The sequence below is a fragment of the Pseudomonas sp. P5_B3 genome (assembly GCF_056400405.1).
The window spans coordinates 1-17,010 of sequence record NZ_JBFULI010000037.1; the positions used below are offsets into that span (position 1 = coordinate 1).

General features: G+C 61.0%; 12 protein-coding genes. 3 read left to right on the forward strand and 9 right to left on the reverse strand.

The genetic code is table 11. The features are described 5' to 3' along the window. Nucleotides 1-176: transposase (locus AC1DRN_RS20490; RefSeq protein WP_457266255.1), on the reverse strand; the 176-nt coding region annotated here is incomplete at its 3' end. Nucleotides 177-307: 131 nt separating this feature from the next. On the opposite strand from AC1DRN_RS20490, the gene ptsP reads away from it, so the two are divergent. Together ptsP and nagE are read left to right on the forward strand one after the other, a co-directional pair. Beyond that, on the forward strand, nt 308-2,824 hold the full coding sequence (gene ptsP / locus AC1DRN_RS20495) for a phosphoenolpyruvate--protein phosphotransferase (RefSeq protein WP_223460298.1): 2,517 nt from the start codon (nt 308-310) through the stop codon (nt 2,822-2,824). Nucleotides 2,825-2,853: 29 nt separating this feature from the next. After that, nucleotides 2,854-4,569, forward strand: coding sequence for an N-acetylglucosamine-specific PTS transporter subunit IIBC (nagE, locus tag AC1DRN_RS20500; protein WP_223460296.1), 1,716 nt, complete (start codon nt 2,854-2,856; stop codon nt 4,567-4,569). A 186-nt stretch (nt 4,570-4,755) separates the two neighbouring features. Here nagE and AC1DRN_RS20505 read toward each other — a convergent pair whose 3' ends face one another. Beyond that, nucleotides 4,756-5,067, reverse strand: coding sequence for a YqfO family protein (locus AC1DRN_RS20505; protein WP_223460325.1), 312 nt, complete (start codon nt 5,065-5,067; stop codon nt 4,756-4,758). Nucleotides 5,068-5,072: 5 nt separating this feature from the next. Then, on the reverse strand, nt 5,073-8,969 hold the full coding sequence (purL, locus tag AC1DRN_RS20510; protein WP_223460294.1) for a phosphoribosylformylglycinamidine synthase: 3,897 nt from the start codon (nt 8,967-8,969) through the stop codon (nt 5,073-5,075). A 285-nt stretch (nt 8,970-9,254) separates the two neighbouring features. On the opposite strand from purL, the gene mltF reads away from it, so the two are divergent. Next, nucleotides 9,255-10,715, forward strand: a complete 1,461-nt coding sequence (gene mltF, locus AC1DRN_RS20515) for a membrane-bound lytic murein transglycosylase MltF (RefSeq protein ID WP_223460292.1) — start codon at nt 9,255-9,257, stop codon at nt 10,713-10,715. Between the two features lie 124 nt (nt 10,716-10,839). On the opposite strand, the gene pdxJ is transcribed toward mltF, so the two are convergent. The 6 genes from pdxJ to lepA all read right to left on the reverse strand — a co-directional run bounded on the left by pdxJ (nt 10,840) and on the right by lepA (nt 16,917). Then, nucleotides 10,840-11,586, reverse strand: coding sequence for a pyridoxine 5'-phosphate synthase (gene pdxJ, locus AC1DRN_RS20520; protein ID WP_008053219.1), 747 nt, complete (start codon nt 11,584-11,586; stop codon nt 10,840-10,842). A 52-nt stretch (nt 11,587-11,638) separates the two neighbouring features. After that, complete coding sequence (gene recO / locus AC1DRN_RS20525) at nt 11,639-12,322, reverse strand: DNA repair protein RecO (protein WP_223460290.1); 684 nt, start codon at nt 12,320-12,322, stop codon at nt 11,639-11,641. Between the two features lie 166 nt (nt 12,323-12,488). Then, nucleotides 12,489-13,391, reverse strand: coding sequence for a GTPase Era (gene era / locus AC1DRN_RS20530; RefSeq protein WP_007973959.1), 903 nt, complete (start codon nt 13,389-13,391; stop codon nt 12,489-12,491). Continuing rightward, nucleotides 13,384-14,073 carry a ribonuclease III gene (rnc, locus tag AC1DRN_RS20535; RefSeq protein ID WP_008053221.1) on the reverse strand — a complete coding sequence of 230 codons (690 nt, stop codon included), beginning with the start codon at nt 14,071-14,073 and terminating at the stop codon, nt 13,384-13,386. Before rnc ends, era begins: the two co-directional genes overlap by 8 nt. Nucleotides 14,074-14,257: 184 nt before the next feature. Next, nucleotides 14,258-15,112: a signal peptidase I gene (lepB, locus tag AC1DRN_RS20540; protein WP_223460288.1), complete on the reverse strand. Its 855-nt coding sequence runs from the start codon at nt 15,110-15,112 to the stop codon at nt 14,258-14,260. A 5-nt stretch (nt 15,113-15,117) separates the two neighbouring features. Further along, a complete protein-coding gene (lepA, locus tag AC1DRN_RS20545; protein ID WP_218429464.1) occupies nt 15,118-16,917 on the reverse strand; it encodes a translation elongation factor 4 in 1,800 nt (599 codons plus the stop codon). Nucleotides 16,918-17,010: the final 93 nt, after the last annotated feature.

Below are 17,010 nucleotides of genomic sequence, written 5' to 3' on the forward strand. Positions count from 1 at the left end.
GCCTTAGCGCCCACCGGAGTCGAGCCCAAACGTTCCTTCCGAACCTGGTCGACCCAGCGGCGCAGGGCCGTAGGACCGATATCCAGGCTGGCGCAGACCTCGGGAACCGACTGTCCCTCGTCCAGCACCATGCTCGCCGCCTTGAGTTTGAACTCACTGGAATAAGATTTACGCATAGCCAAAACACCTCAGATTTGGGCGCCATCATAGCGCCCGATTGAAGTGTCCAAAATCATTAGGCCAGTTCAGGCTCGCTCCTACAGGGAAGCGCATTGATCCGAACCGTATTTTTTGATGAGACCGAGCCATGCATAACAACAATAAAGAGCTGACTTTAAGCGCCCCGCTCAGCGGCCCGGTGCTCACGCTCGCCAAAGTCCCGGACCCGGTGTTTGCCAGTGGCGCCATGGGCGACGGCATCGCCATCGATCCACTCAACGACACGCTCCATGCCCCCTGCGCGGGCGTGGTGGTGCATGTCGCCCGCACCGGTCACGCAGTGACCCTGCGTGCCGACAACGGCGCCGAATTGCTCCTGCACCTGGGCCTCGATACGGTCGAGTTGCAGGGCCAGGGTTTCTCGATGCTGGTCAAGGAAGGCGCACGGGTCACCAACGGCCAGCCGCTGCTGCGCTACGACCTGGACAAGGTCGCGCAACAATGCAAGAGCCTGGTCAGCCTGCTGATCCTCACCAACAGCCAGGACTTTCAGGCACGCCCCATCACTCTGAAATCGGTGAAAGTCGGCGAGCCGTTACTGCACATCATCCGCCGCCAAAGCGCCGGAGCGCAGGTTGAAGTAGAGCTTGCCGGCGAAGAACAGGTCGGTCATATCCGCATCGCCCACCGCGGTGGTTTGCACGCGCGGCCGGCAGCACTGATTCGCCAGACAGCCCAAGGGTTCAAGAGCAAATCGCAGCTGCATTTCGCTGGCAAATCGGCAACCTGCGACAGCCTGATCGGCCTGATGGGATTGGCCATCGGCGAGCAAGCGCAGGTCCAGGTCAGTTGCCAGGGGCCGGATGCCGAAGCCGCGTTGCAAGCCTTGCTGACCGCGTTATCCACAGCCCTGGCCGAGGACAGTCACGCCACCGCGCCACCCACAATTGCTCAACGCAGTCGCCCCGCCGAAGCCGGTGTATTGCATGGTGTCTGCGCGGCGCCCGGCCTGGTCGGCGGGCCGCTGTTTCGCCTGAATGCGATCAGCCTGCCGGTGGATGCCGGCCACCATGATCCGCAACAACAACTGCAAGTACTGGACGCGGCACGGAGCCAGGTGCGCAGCGAAATCGAGCACACGCTGGCCCTGGCGAAAAAACACAAGGACACCGCCGAAGAGGCGATTTTCGCCGCGCACCTGGCGCTGCTCGAAGACCCGGCCCTGCTGGACGCCGCCAGTCAAACCATCGCCCAGGGCACGGCCGCGACCCACGCCTGGAGCCAGGCCATCGACGTGCAATGCGAAGTCCTCCAGCAAACCGGCAGTACGCTGCTGGCCGAACGCGCCAACGACCTGCGCGACCTCAAGCAACGGGTGCTGCGCGCATTGCTTGGCGATACCTGGCATTACGATGTGCCGGCCGGTGCCATCGTCGCGGCCCATGAACTGACGCCATCCGATTTACTGCAACTGAGCCAGCAAGGCGCCGCCGGTCTGTGCATGGCAGAAGGCGGCGCGACCTCTCACGTGGCGATTCTGGCCCGGGGCAAAGGCCTGCCGTGCATGGTCGCACTGGGCTCGACGCTGCTCGATCAGCAACAGGGGCAACCGGTGGTGCTGGACGCCGACGGCGGCCGTCTCGAACTGACACCCGGCACACAGCGCCTGGCCGACGTGCGCCAGCTGCAACAGCAACAGCAACAACGCCGGGCCGAACAACAGGCCCAGGCGCACACACCCGCGCTGACCATCGATGGCTTGCGCATCGAAGTCGCCGCCAATGTGGCGTCCAGCGCGGAAGCGGCAGACGCATTGGCCAATGGTGCCGACGGCGTCGGCTTGCTGCGCACCGAGTTTCTCTTCGTCGACCGCCACACCGCCCCGGATGAACAGGAACAGCACCACGCCTATCAAGCGGTGCTCGATGCCATGGGCGACAAGTCGGTGATCATCCGCACCATCGACGTCGGTGGCGACAAGCAACTCGACTACCTGCCGCTGCCCGCCGAGGCCAACCCGGTGCTCGGTCTGCGCGGCATTCGCCTGGCCCAGGTTCGCCCTGAACTGCTCGACCAGCAGCTGCGCGCGCTGCTGCACCTGCTCCCGTTGTCACGCTGCCGGATCCTGCTGCCGATGGTCACGGAAGTCGATGAACTGCTGCACATCCGCCAGCGCCTCGACGCCTTGTGCGCGGAACTCGGCCTGGCGCAACGCCCGGAGCTGGGGGTGATGATCGAGGTACCGGCCGCCGCGCTGCTGGCCGAGCAACTGGCCGAACACGCGGACTTCCTGTCCATCGGCACCAACGACCTGTCGCAATACACCCTGGCCATGGACCGCGACCACGCCGGGCTCGCCGCGCGCGTCGATGCGCTGCACCCGGCGCTGCTGCGGTTGATCGCCCAGACCTGCGCCGGTGCGGCACAGCACAACCGTTGGGTGGGTGTGTGCGGTGCACTGGCGTCCGATCCATTGGCCACGCCGGTGTTGGTCGGCCTGGGGGTCAGTGAGTTGTCGGTGAGCCCGGTGCAGGTCGGTGAAATCAAGGACCGCGTGCGTCATCTCGACGCCAGCGAATGCCGGCGCATCAGCCAGGGCCTGCTCAAGCTGAGCAGCGCCAGCGCCGTGCGTCACGCCTGTCACCAGCATTGGCCTCTGAGCTAAAGAACAACAAGAATCCAGGGAGATCCGCCATGTACCAACTTTTCATCGAAGGCCTGCAGCGCCTCGGCCGCGCGCTGATGCTGCCGATCGCGATCCTGCCGATTGCCGGTTTGTTGCTGCGCCTGGGCGACACCGACCTGCTGAACATCGCGATCATCCACGACGCCGGCCAGGTGATTTTTGCCAACCTGGCGATGATCTTCGCCATCGGCATCGCGGTCGGGTTCGCCAAAGACAACAACGGTACGGCGGGTCTTGCCGGGGTGATCGGTTACCTGGTGATGATCGCCACGCTCAAGGTACTCGACCCGAGCATCAACATGGGCATGCTCGCCGGGATCGTCAGTGGCCTGATGGCCGGCGCGCTGTACAACCGCTTCAAGGACATCAAGCTGCCGGAATACCTGGCGTTCTTCGGAGGCCGGCGCTTCGTGCCGATTGTCACCGGGTTTGCCGCTGTGGGTCTGGGTGTAGTGTTCGGTCTGATCTGGCCACCGATTCAGAATGGCATCAACAGTTTCGGCGTGTTGATGCTTGACAGCGGCAGCATCGGCGCTTTCATCTTCGGCGTGTTCAACCGTCTGTTGATCGTCACTGGCCTGCACCACATCATCAACAACATGGCATGGTTCGTCTTCGGCAACTTCACCGACCCGGCTACCGGCGCCCTCGTGACCGGCGACATCTCACGCTACTTCGCCGGCGACCCCAAGGGCGGCCAATTCACCACAGGCATGTTCCCGATGATGCTCTTCGGCCTGCCCGCCGCGTGCCTGGCAATGTACCGCAACGCCTTGCCGGAACGACGCAAAGTCATGGGCGGTATCTTCCTGTCGATGGCCCTGACCTCGTTCCTCACCGGCGTCACCGAACCCATCGAGTTCGCCTTCATGTTCCTTGCGCCACTGCTCTTCTTATTGCACGCGTTGCTGACCGGCCTGTCGTTGGCCATCACCAATCTGCTGAACATCCACCTGGGGTTCACCTTCTCCGGCGGCTTCATCGACATGATTCTTGGCTGGGGCAAGTCCACCAACGGCTGGCTGGTGTTCCCGGTGGGCCTGGCGTATGCCGTGATCTACTACGTGGTGTTCGATTTCTGCATCCGGCGTTTCGACCTGAAGACGCCGGGCCGCGAAACCAGCGCTGCCGCCCCGCAGGTTGCGGTGGCCGACAACGAACGCGCCGGGGCTTACATCAAGGCCTTGGGCGGTGCCGAAAACCTGATCACCGTCGGCGCCTGCACCACGCGGCTGCGCCTGGACATGGTGGATCGCAACAAGGCCTCGGATACCGGTCTGAAAGCACTCGGCGCCATGGCCGTGGTGCGTCCCGGCAAGGGCGGGAGCTTGCAGGTGGTGGTCGGGCCGATGGCCGATGCCATTGCCGATGAAATTCGCCTGGCGATGCCGGCACTGGCTCGCGCCATGGTGTCGTCACCGGCGGCAGAAATCGACGCACCGCCACCTGCCGCCGTGGCGACACCCGAGGCCCGGCAATGGCTCAATGCCCTGGGTGGTGGCGACAATGTGCTGCAACTCCACTGCATCGCCATGACCCGCATCCGCCTGCAACTGGCCGATGGCAAGGCGTTGTCGGAGTGTGATTTGAAAGCGTTGGGTTGTCAGGGGGTGAGTAAGCTGGACGGTGGCATTTGGCATCTGTTGATTGGCGACAAGGCACCGAGTTTGAGTGATGCGCTGGAAGCGTTGGTCAATCGTAGTGAGGTGAGTGCCAAGGTTTAGATTCTCGGTGCCTGATAGGCCGCCATCGCGAGCAAGCTCGCTCCCACATTAGATCTGCATACACCGAACCACTGTGGGAGCGAGCTTGCTCGCGATGAGGCCATTAGCAACACCACAAAAACCCGATCAACAAAAAACCCGCTGAAATCTCTTTCAGCGGGTTTTTCATTTCAGCAGCCAGGAAGATCAGAAATCCTCCAACCGCCACACTTCATAAGCCGGCGTCTCATAGGGATGGCTCTGTTTCAGAGCCGCCACCACCGCGCGAATCGACTCATCGGCCACCACCAGCTCAACCTTCCATTCCTCGACCTGCTCGACCTGCCCTGCCTCGCCAATGAACGGCTGGCTGCCGTCCAGTGGACGAAACTGACCCAGGCCCAACACCTGCCATGCACAGTGGTCGTAAGCACCGATTCGACCGCCACCGGCGGCGAATACGGCGCTTTTGACCACTTCGACATGACTGTCGGGAACGAAGAAGCTGAGCTTGTACACGGCTATCAGTTCACCCACACGCGAGCATTACGGAACATGCGCATCAACGGTGCATCTTCGTTCCAGTCATCGGAGCGCCACGAGTTCTGCACGGCACGGAACACACGTTCCGGGTGCGGCATCATGATGGTCACGCGACCGTCGCGGCTGGTCAAACCGGTGATCCCGCGCGGCGAGCCGTTCGGGTTGGCCGGGTAGCTTTCGGTGACCTTGCCGTGGTTGTCGACGAAACGCATCGCCACGCAACCCGACAGATCTGCTTCCAGCAGTGCTTCTTCGCTGGCGAATTCGGCATGACCTTCGCCGTGGGCGATGGCGATCGGCATGCGCGAACCGGCCATGCCTTGCAGGAAGATCGAGTTCGACTCCTGGATCTGCACCATCGCAACGCGGGCTTCGAACTGCTCGGAACGGTTACGCACAAAGTGCGGCCAGAACTCGCTGCCCGGGATCAGCTCGTGCAGGTTGGACATCATCTGGCAACCGTTGCACACGCCGAGGGTGAAGCTGTCGTTGCGTTCGAAGAAACCCTGGAACGCATCGCGGGCACGGCTGTTGAACAGCGCCGATTTTGCCCAGCCTTCACCGGCACCCAGTACGTCGCCGTAAGAGAAACCGCCGCAAGCGACCATGCCCTTGAACTCGTTCAGGTCGACACGGCCGGCCAGAATGTCGCTCATGTGCACGTCGATCGCGTTGAAGCCGGCGCGGTCGAACGCAGCCGCCATTTCCACCTGACCGTTGACGCCCTGCTCGCGCAGTACGGCAACCTGTGGGCGAATGCCTTTCTTGATGTAAGGCGCGGCGACGTCCTGGTTGATGTCGTAGCTGAGCTTGACGCTCAGGCCCGGGTTGTCTTCTTCCAACAGCACGTCGAACTCTTGCTCGGCGCAGTCGGCGTTGTCACGCAGACGCTGGATCTGGTAGCTGGTCTCGGCCCACTGACGTTGCAGCAGACGACGCTGACCTTCGAATACGGTTTCGCCGTTGAAGGTGATGCTGATCTCGCCGTTGTTCATCGGCTGACCGACCACCGATACGCAGTCGCCCAAACCGGCAGCGCTGAACTGCGCGAGGATGTCCGGGGTAGCGTCCTGGCGAACCTGGATCACGGCACCCAGTTCTTCGTTGAACAGGATGGCGGCGATGTCGGCGGAGGTTTCTGCCAGACCGTCGAGGTTCAGGCTCAGGCCACAGTGACCGGCGAACGCCATCTCGACAACGCTGGTCAGCAGACCACCGTCGGAACGGTCGTGGTAAGCCAGCAGGTGACCGTCGGCGTTGAGGCCCTGGATCACCGCGAAGAAGGCTTTGAGGTCTTCGGCGTCATCGACGTCCGGCGCCTGTTTGCCAAGCTTGCCGTGAACCTGCGCGAGGATCGAGGCGCCCATGCGGTTCTGGCCATGGCCCAGGTCGATCAGGATCAGGTCGGTGGTGCCCTTGTCCATACGCAGTTGCGGGGTCAGGGTCTGACGGATGTCAGTCACTGGCGCGAAACCGGTCACGATCAGGGACATCGGCGAAGTGACGGACTTGTCCACGCCTTCGTCGTTCCAACGGGTGGCCATGGACATCGAGTCCTTGCCCACCGGAATGGTGATACCCAGCTCAGGGCACAGTTCCATGCCGACCGCTTTCACGGTGTCGTACAGGCGCGCGTCTTCACCCGGGTGACCGGCAGCGGACATCCAGTTCGCCGACAGTTTGATGTCGGAGATCTTGCCGATGCGCGAAGCCGCGATGTTGGTCAGGGTTTCGCCGATGGCCATGCGGCCCGACGCCGGAGCGTCCAGCAGTGCCAGCGGAGTACGCTCGCCCATCGCCATGGCTTCACCGGTGTAGACGTCGAAGCTGGTGGCGGTGACGGCAACGTCGGCCACCGGAACCTGCCACGGGCCGACCATCTGGTCACGGGCCACGAGGCCGGTGATGGTGCGGTCGCCGATGGTGATCAGGAAGCTTTTGCTGGCCACGGCCGGGTGATGCAGAACGCGCTCGACGCAGTTGGCGATGTCGAGGGTCGACGGATCGAAATCGTCGCCCAGTTCGTTTTCACGAACCACCGAACGGTGCATGCGTGGGGCTTTGCCCAGCAACACTTCGAGCGGCATGTCCACCGGGCTGTTGCCGAAGTGGCTGTCGGTGACGGTCAGCTGTGGTTCGGCAGTGGCTTCGCCGACCACGGCAAACGGGCAACGCTCGCGTTCGCAGATCGCCTTGAAGCGCTCGAAGTCAGCCGGGCCGACCGCCAGAACGTAACGTTCCTGGGATTCGTTGGACCAGATTTCGTGCGGGGCCATGCCCGGCTCGTCGTTTGGAATGTTGCGCAGTTCGAAACGGCCACCGCGGTCGCCGTCGTTGACCAGTTCCGGGAAGGCGTTGGACAGACCGCCCGCACCCACGTCGTGGATGAAGCTGATCGGGTTCTTGTCGCCCAGTTGCCAGCAACGGTCGATGACTTCCTGGCAGCGACGTTCCATTTCCGGGTTTTCGCGCTGTACCGAAGCGAAGTCCAGGTCTGCCGAGCTGGTGCCGGTGGCCATGGAGGAAGCCGCGCCGCCACCCAGGCCGATCAGCATCGCCGGGCCGCCGAGCACGATCAGCTTGGAGCCGACGAGGATCTCGCCTTTCTTGACGTGTTCTTCACGGATGTTGCCCATGCCGCCAGCCAGCATGATCGGCTTGTGGTAGCCACGAACTTCGTCACCGTGCGGGGTGGTGATCGACTGTTCGAAGGTACGGAAGTAACCGGTCAGCGCCGGACGGCCGAATTCGTTGTTGAATGCCGCGCCGCCCAATGGGCCTTCGATCATGATGTCCAGCGCGGTGACAATGCGCTCAGGCTTGCCGTACGGCACTTCCCACGGCTGTTCGAAGCCCGGGATCTGCAGGTTGGACACGGTGAAACCGGTCAGGCCGGCTTTCGGCTTGGCACCGCGACCGGTCGCGCCTTCGTCGCGGATTTCGCCACCGGAACCGGTGGACGCGCCCGGGAACGGGGCAATCGCGGTCGGGTGGTTGTGGGTTTCAACCTTCATCAGGATGTGCACCGGCTCCTGCACCGCGCCGTACTGGCGGGTTTCAGGGTCCGGGAAGAAACGACCGGCCACGGAGCCGACGATCACCGAAGCGTTGTCCTTATAAGCCGACAGAACGCCTTCGCTGTGCATCTGATAGGTGTTCTTGATCATGCCGAACAGGCTTTTTTCCTGGCTCTGGCCGTCGATGTCCCAACTGGCGTTGAAGATCTTGTGACGGCAGTGCTCGGAGTTCGCCTGGGCGAACATCATCAGCTCGATGTCGTGCGGGTTGCGCGAAAGGCCCACGAAGGCGTTGACCAGGTAATCGATCTCGTCTTCGGCCAGGGCCAGGCCCAGCTCGGTGTTGGCTTTTTCCAGCGCGGCGCGGCCGCCACCCAGCACGTCGATGGCGGTCAGGGGTTTCGGTTCGGCGTGGCTGAACAGGCCGGCGGCCTGTTCGAGGTTGCCCAGGACGATCTGGGTCATGCGGTCGTGCAGACCGTCGGCGATCAACCGGGCTTCAGCGTCGCTGAACTGGCCGGCCACGTAGAACGCGATGCCGCGCTCCAGGCGCTGGATTTTCGCCAGGCCGCAGTTACGGGCAATGTCGCTGGCCTTGCTCGACCACGGCGAGATGGTGCCGAAACGCGGCAGCACCAGAAACAGACGACCGGTCGGTTCCTGTACCGGAACGCTTGGACCGTACTTCAGAAGGCGCGCAAGCACCTGCTGTTCGTCGCCGGTCAGGACGCCGGTAACTTCGGCGAAGTGAGCGAATTCAGCATACAGGCCACTGACAGCCGGAACCTTCTGGCTCAGTTGCTCAAGGAGTTTGCTGTGGCGAAAGGCAGAAAGGGCAGGAGCGCCGCGCAGGATCAACATCTTCGGGACAGCCTCGGGAAGGGGTGTGCTTTGAGGCCGTGCATTCTAGCCTAAACAGCCCGCGACAGCACCCGAAACGCTACGCACGGTTGCACCCGGACGTCGATCTGTGTTTCTGCCTTGAAAGTCAGGTTAACTGAATGTGTAACAACAGCTTATTTTAACGGTGAAAAAATGCAGACAAGGCCCATTTCTGCGGGGTTTCGGCCGTTTTTGTGATGTCTAGCAGACAAGCCCCTCGCTGTCGAGATATGGCGCCCGTGGTCCTTTGCGTATACTGCGCAGATGTTTTTCCCAACGGCTTTGCGTCCGCGGTACGCCAAATGGCTGATCGCAACCGGACTCTTCCTGATGCTCGGTGGCTGTGTTGATAAACCCAACACGCTCGAGCGCGTAAAGGAGGATGGTGTGCTGCGGGTGGTTACCCGAAACAGCCCCGCCACCTACTTTCAGGATCGCAACGGTGAAACCGGCTTCGAATACGAGCTGGTGAAGCGCTTCGCCGACGATCTGGGGGTCGAGCTCAAGATCGAGACCGCCGACAACCTGGACGACCTGTTCGACCAGGTCGGCAAGCCCAATGGCCCGGTACTGGCGGCTGCCGGGCTGGTCAGCAGCGAAGAACGCAAGAAGCAGGTGCGCTTCTCGCACTCCTATCTGGAAGTCACCCCGCAGATCATCTACCGCAACGGCCAGTCTCGGCCAACCGATGCGAAGGATCTGGTGGGCAAGAAGATCATGGTGCTCAAGGGCAGCACCCACACCGAACAACTGGCGCAGCTGAAACAGAAATTTCCCGGCATCGAATACGAAGAGTCTGACGCGGTCGAGGTCGTCGATCTCCTGCGCATGGTGGACGAAGGTCAGATCGACCTGACACTGGTCGACTCCAACGAAGTGGCGATGAACCAGGTGTATTTCACCAACATCCGGGTCGCCTTCGACCTCGGTGACGCCAGCAACCAGAGCTGGGCCGTCGCGCCGGGCGACGACAACAGCCTGCTCAACGAAATCAACGAGTACCTCGACAAGGTCAAGAAAAACGGCACCCTGCAACGCCTCAAGGATCGTTACTACGGGCATGTCGACGTTCTCGGCTACATGGGCGCCACCACCTTTGCCCAACACTTGCAGCAACGCCTGCCCAAGTACGAACAGCACTTCAAGTCGTACGCCAAGAAAGAGAAAGTCGACTGGCGCCTGCTGGCGGCCATCGGGTACCAGGAATCGTTGTGGCAACCGGCCGTCACGTCCAAGACCGGCGTGCGCGGCCTGATGATGCTGACCCAGAACACCGCGCAGGCCATGGGCGTGTCCAACCGCCTGGACCCCAGGCAGAGCATCATGGGCGGCGCCAAGTACCTGGCCTACATGAAAGACCAGCTCGACGACTCGATTCAGGAACCGGACCGTACCTGGTTTGCCCTGGCGGCCTATAACATCGGCAGCGGCCACCTCGATGACGCCCGCAAACTGGCGGCCAAGGAAGGGTTGAACCCGGACAAATGGCTGGATGTGAAGAAGATCCTGCCGCGCCTGTCGGAAAAGAAGTGGTACAGCAAAACCCGTTACGGCTACGCCCGTGGCGGCGAACCGGTGCATTTCGTGGCGAACATCCGTCGGTACTACGACATCCTGACCTGGGTCACGCAGCCGCAGCTTGAAGGCGATCAGGTCGCCGAGGGCAAACTGCTTGTGCCGGGGATCGACAAGACCAAGCCGGCGCAGGAGCCTGCGCCGCTTTAAAAACCACCACCAAACCACTGTAGGAGCGAGCCTGCTCGCGATGAGGCCCTTTCAGTCACATCAACTGTGTCTGTCAGACCGCTATCGCGAGCAAGCTCGCTCCCACAGGGTTTCGTGTCGTTCTTTAAGCTTTGGCAGCAGCCGCCAGAATCAGCGCCTTCATTTCCGAAACAGCCGACTTGAAGCCAACGAATAGCGCATGGGCCACCAGCGCATGGCCGATGTTCAGTTCGTTGATGCCCTTGATCGCCGCCACGGCTTCGACGTTGTGGTAGTGCAGGCCATGGCCGGCATTGACGATCAGGCCCTGGGCCAGACCGAAGGCCACGCCATCAGCCACACGCTTGAGTTCTTCGGCGACTTCGGTCGGGGTTTCTGCGTCGGCGTAACGCCCGGTGTGCAGTTCGATGGCCGGCGCGCCGACACGGCGGGAGGCTTCGATCTGCCGCTCATCTGCATCGATGAACAGCGACACTTCGGAGCCGATCTTCGACAGGCGCTCAACCGCGGCCTTGATCCGCGCTTCCTGCCCTGCCACGTCCAGACCACCTTCGGTGGTCAGTTCCTGGCGGGTTTCAGGTACCAGGCAAATGTGCGCCGGGCGGATGCGTTCGGCGAACTGCATCATTTCTTCGGTGACACCCATTTCGAAGTTCATGCGGGTTTGCAGCACATCCTTGAGCAGCAGAACGTCGCGCTCCTGAATGTGCCGACGGTCTTCGCGCAGGTGCACGGTGATGCCGTCCGCGCCCGCCTCTTCCGCGTCCAGTGCCGCCTTGACCGGGTCCGGGTAACGGGTGCCCCGGGCCTGACGCAGGGTGGCAACGTGGTCGATGTTCACGCCAAGAAGAATGCGGGTGCTGGTGGTCACGGAAAGCGCTCCAGAAGAAGAGAAAGTTCGGTGCACAGCATACACAAGGAATTTACGGCTTTCGAAACAACTCTCGGGAAACCAGCGGTCGACCGCCCAAGTGAACGGCCAACGCCTGACGCATCAAGCGTTTGGCTGCCGACAACGCGCCCGGCGCACTCCAGTCTGCATCGGCCATGGCCAGCAGTTCGGCGCCATTGAACAGGCCCGGTTGCAGCAGGTAGACACGCTCAAGCCCCGCATCCACTTGCAAACGGTAGAGGCCGTCCGGCGCGATGGGCTGATCATGAATATCAGTCGTCAGGGAAAAACCGTAGCCGAGGTCATCGAGCAAGCGCCACTCGAAGGAGCGCAGCAAGGGCTCCAGTGGTCGACCCTCGGCCAGGGCCAGCAAGGTGGCGGCGTAATGATCGAACACCGAAGGGAGCGGATCTTCAGCGGGCAACAAGCGAATCAGCAGCTCATTGAGATAAAGACCGCTGAACAGTGCCTCGCCATTGAGCCAGGTGGAAACCCCGGCACTTTCCATGCGCCCGACATTCTTCAGCTCACCCCTGCCCCGGAATTCCACTTCCAGCGGTACGAACGGCCGCGCCAACGTCCCGGCCTTGCCCCGGGCACTGCGCAACACCGCCCGCAGTCTGCCTTGTGGCGTCAGGAAATCCACCAACGCGCTGGTTTCGCGGTAGGCGCGGGAGTGCAGGACGTAGGCGGGTTGGGCGATGGGTTGGGACATGGAAATCGCAGATCTCGATGAAGAAGCAGATATTACTGACAACCCCAAAACCACTGTAGGAGCGAGCCTGCTCGCGATGAGGGACTAACATTCAACACACTCGTTGACTGACAGACCGCTATCGCGAGCAGGCTCGCTCCTACAGTTACATCACTTGGGTCCGGCTTTACAGGTCGCCGTAACCCAACGAACGCAACGCACGCTCGTCATCGGACCAGCCACCCTTAACCTTGACCCACAGGTTGAGCATGATCTTGGAATCGAACAGCAACTCCATGTCCTTGCGCGCTTCGGTGCCGATGCGCTTGATACGCTCGCCCTTGTCGCCAATGATGATTTTCTTCTGGCCATCGCGCTCGACGAGGATCAAGGCATGGATGTGCAGGGTCTTGCCCTGCTGCTTGAACTCTTCGATTTCAACGGTGATCTGGTACGGCAGCTCGGCGCCCATCTGGCGCATGATTTTCTCACGCACCAGTTCAGCGGCGAGGAAACGGCTACTGCGGTCGGTGATCTGGTCTTCCGGGAAGAAGTGATCGTTTTCCGGCAGGTGCTCGGCAATCACTCGTTCCAGCGCATCGAGGTTATGCCCGTGCTGCGCGGAAATCGGGATGATCTGCGCATTCGGCAGCTGCTCCTGCAACCAGCTCAGGTGCGGCATCAGCTCGGCCTTGTCTTCGATACGGTCGGTCTTGTTCAGCGCCACGATCAGCGGGCCGGTCACGTACTGGACGCGCTCGAGAACCATCTGGTCCTCTTCGGTCCACTTGGTGCGGTCCACCACGAAGATCACCACGTCGACGTCTTTCAACGCCGCCGAAGCGGTCTTGTTCATGTAGCGGTTCAGAGCCTTTTCGCCGCCCTTGTGCATGCCAGGGGTGTCGACGTAGATCGCCTGCACGTCGCCCTCGGTCTTGATGCCGAGCATGTTGTGACGGGTGGTTTGCGGTTTGCGCGAGGTGATCGCCAGCTTCTGACCCAGGATGTGATTCAGCAGTGTGGACTTGCCCACGTTCGGACGGCCGACGATGGCAACATAGCCACAGCGAGTTGCGTTTGTATCAGTCATTGCCATTCTCCACACCCAGGGCAATCAGAGCTGCGGCGGCCGCTACCTGTTCGGCAATACGACGGCTCACACCCTGACCTCGGCTTTTTTCATTCAGTAAGATGATTTCGCATTCGACGAAGAACGTCCGGCAATGCGGCTCACCCTGGATATCCACCACTTCGTAACGCGGCAGCTCACAACCACGGGACTGCAGGAATTCTTGCAGGCGGGTCTTTGGATCTTTGTTGGTGTCGACCAGCGTCAAGCCTTCGAACTCTCCGGCCAGCCAGGCAAGCACACGTTCGCGGGCCATTTCCATGCCGGCATCGAGGTAGATCGCACCGATCAGCGCTTCCAGTGCATCGGCCAGAATCGACTCGCGACGGAAACCTCCACTTTTCAGCTCGCCCGAACCCAGGCGCAGGTATTCGCCCAGATCGAAACCACGGGCCAGTACGGCCAGAGTCTCACCTTTCACCAGACGCGCGCGCAAACGCGACAACTGGCCTTCGCGGGCCAGCGGGAAGCGCTCGAACAACGCCTCGCCGGCGACGAAATTGAGAATGGCGTCACCGAGGAATTCCAGGCGTTCGTTGTTACGCCCGGCAAAGCTGCGGTGAGTCAGGGCCAGGACCATCAGTTCCTGATCCTTGAAGGTGTAGCCGAGCTGACGCTCTAGACGGCTTAAGGAGACGCTCACGGTTTACCCACGCTGAGTTCGTGGCTGGATTCCACCGCCATCGCCGTGAGGCGGCGCAGGCTTGGGACAATTAACGCTGTGTTCAAAAATAACGTCCTGAATATCATTGTTTTCATGCATCTGGCGCCCATTGTGCCGGTTCCAGAAATGCATTCGGCGCTGTGTTCAACAGCGCCGTGTTTGATTACTTGATCAGGCCAACCCGCGAGAAATTCGGCAGGTGACTGAGTTTGGGTTCCGGCCAGCTCATCCAGACCGCGAAGGCCTTGCCGACGATATTCTTGTCGGGAACCATGCCCAGCAGATCCTTGGGAATGCTTGGATCATCCCAGTAGCGACTGTCGTTCGAGTTGTCGCGGTTATCGCCCATCATGAAGTAGTGCCCGGCGGGCACGGTCCACGAATGGTCCGGCATGGCGCGGTAGCGGCTCATTTCCTTGCGGATCATGTGCTCGGCCGCACCGAGTTTTTCCTTGTAGAGCTCAGCGCTGCCCAGCGTGCCCGGCTCGGAGCCGACCAGTTGTTCGGCAATCGATTGACCGTTGACGAACAGGCGCTTGTCGGCGGTATAACGAACCGTGTCACCCGGCAGGCCTACTACACGCTTGATGTAGTTGACGTTCGGGTCGCTCGGGTAGCGGAACACCATCACATCACCGCGCTGCGGATCACCGACTTCGATGATTTTCTTGTCGATCACCGGCAAGCGGATCCCGTAGGAAAACTTGCTCACCAGAATGAAGTCGCCGACATCCAGGGTTGGCTTCATCGAACCGGAAGGAATCTGGAACGGTTCCACCAGGAACGAACGCAGCACCAGCACGATGAACAACACCGGGAAGAACGACTTGCCGTATTCAACCAGCAGCGGTTCCTTGCTCAGTTTCTCGACCACTGCCCCATCAAGCTGGCTCACACTGCCCTGATAGGCATTGATGGCAGACCGGCGCCGTGGCGCCAGGAACAACAGATCGAGCAACGCCAAAAGACCGCAGACGAATACGGCGATGACCAGCAACAGCGGGAAATTTAGTGACATAGGACCTAACTATCCAACCTGAGCACTGCAAGGAAGGCTTCCTGTGGAATTTCCACGTTGCCGACTTGCTTCATGCGTTTCTTACCGGCCTTTTGCTTTTCCAGCAGCTTTTTCTTACGGCTGACGTCACCACCGTAGCATTTGGCCAATACGTTCTTTCTGAGCGCCTTGACGGTTGTCCGCGCCACAATCTGCCCGCCAATGGCGGCCTGGATTGCCACGTCGAACATCTGCCGCGGAATCAGTTCCTTCATCTTCTCGGTCAACTGGCGACCTTTGTAGTGCGAGTTGTCACGGTGCACGATCAGCGCCAGGGCATCGACCTTGTCGCCGTTGATCAGCACGTCCAGCTTCACCAGGCTAGCCGATTGGTAACGATCGAAATGGTAGTCCAGAGAAGCATAGCCGCGACTGGTGGATTTCAGACGATCAAAGAAGTCCAGTACCACTTCGTTCATCGGCAGGTCGTAGGTCACTTGTACCTGAGAGCCTAGGAACAGCATGTCGACCTGTACACCGCGTTTTTCGATGCACAGGGTAATGACGTTGCCCAGGTGCTCTTGCGGCACAAGAATATTGGCGCGCACGATCGGCTCGCGCATGTCTTCGATGGACGACAGGTCCGGCAGCTTCGACGGGTTATCGACGTAGATCGTCTCACCGGTCTTGAGCAACAGCTCGAAGATTACCGTCGGCGCCGTGGTGATCAGGTCCAGGTTGTACTCGCGCTCCAGGCGCTCCTGGATGATTTCCATGTGCAGCATGCCGAGGAAGCCGCAACGGAAGCCGAAGCCCAGGGCGTCCGAGCTTTCCGGCGTGTACTGCAGCGACGAGTCGTTCAGGGTGAGCTTTTGCAGCGCCTCGCGGAAGTCTTCGAAGTCGTCGGAGCTGACCGGGAACAGACCGGCGTACACCTGCGGCTGGATGCGTTTGAACCCCGGCAGCACGTCGACGTCCGGCGTCGTGCTCAAGGTCAGGGTATCGCCCACTGGCGCACCGTGAATGTCCTTGATGCTGGCGATGATGAAGCCCACTTCACCGGCCTTCAGGTCAACGGTCGGGGTGTGTTTCGGGTTGAATACACCGACGCTGTCCACCAGGTGGATCTTGCCGGTGGATTTGACCAGGATCTTGTCGCCCTTCTTCACGCGGCCGTGGCGCACGCGTACCAGGGAGACAACGCCCAGGTAGTTGTCGAACCAGGAGTCGATGATCAACGCTTGCAGCGGATCTTCGATGTTGCCGGTCGGCGCTGGAATGGTGGTCACCAGGCGCTCGAGCACTTCATCGACGCCCAGACCGGTCTTGGCAGAGCAAGTGACCGCGTCGGTGGCATCGATGCCGATGATTTTTTCGATTTCTTCTCTGACGCGGTCCGGATCAGCCTGTGGCAGGTCGATCTTGTTCAGCACCGGCATCACTTCCAGGCCCTGTTCGATCGCCGTGTAGCAGTTGGCAACCGACTGTGCTTCAACGCCTTGACCGGCATCGACCACCAGCAGCGCGCCTTCACAGGCAGCCAGCGAACGGCTCACCTCATAGGTGAAGTCAACGTGGCCGGGGGTATCAATGAAGTTCAGCTGGTAGTTGATACCGTCGCGAGCCTTGTAATACAGGGTGACGCTGTGCGCCTTGATGGTGATCCCGCGTTCACGCTCGAGGTCCATGGAGTCCAGGACCTGGGCTTCCATTTCGCGCTCGGCCAGGCCGCCACACATCTGGATGAAGCGATCGGCCAGCGTCGACTTGCCATGGTCAATGTGGGCGATGATGGAGAAATTGCGGATATGACTCAAATCACTCACGGATCAACACTCAAAAAGGCTGCAGGCATGGCCCGCCGAAAAATAGCCGGGAATTGTACCTGATCCACGGCGCAAGCGTCACGTTTGCAGGTC

Bases quoted from the DNA above. Each gene is read 5' to 3' on its own strand.
- recO (WP_223460290.1), bottom strand. From the start codon at position 12,322: ATGTCCCAACCCATCGCCCAACCCGCCTACGTCCTGCACTCCCGCGCC.
- nagE (WP_223460296.1), top strand. From the start codon at position 2,854: ATGTACCAACTTTTCATCGAAGGCCTGCAGCGCCTCGGCCGCGCGCTG.
- mltF (WP_223460292.1), top strand. From the start codon at position 9,255: ATGTTTTTCCCAACGGCTTTGCGTCCGCGGTACGCCAAATGGCTGATC.
- lepB (WP_223460288.1), bottom strand. From the start codon at position 15,112: ATGTCACTAAATTTCCCGCTGTTGCTGGTCATCGCCGTATTCGTCTGC.
- ptsP (WP_223460298.1), top strand. From the start codon at position 308: ATGCATAACAACAATAAAGAGCTGACTTTAAGCGCCCCGCTCAGCGGC.
- purL (WP_223460294.1), bottom strand. From the start codon at position 8,969: ATGTTGATCCTGCGCGGCGCTCCTGCCCTTTCTGCCTTTCGCCACAGC.
- era (WP_007973959.1), bottom strand. From the start codon at position 13,391: ATGACTGATACAAACGCAACTCGCTGTGGCTATGTTGCCATCGTCGGC.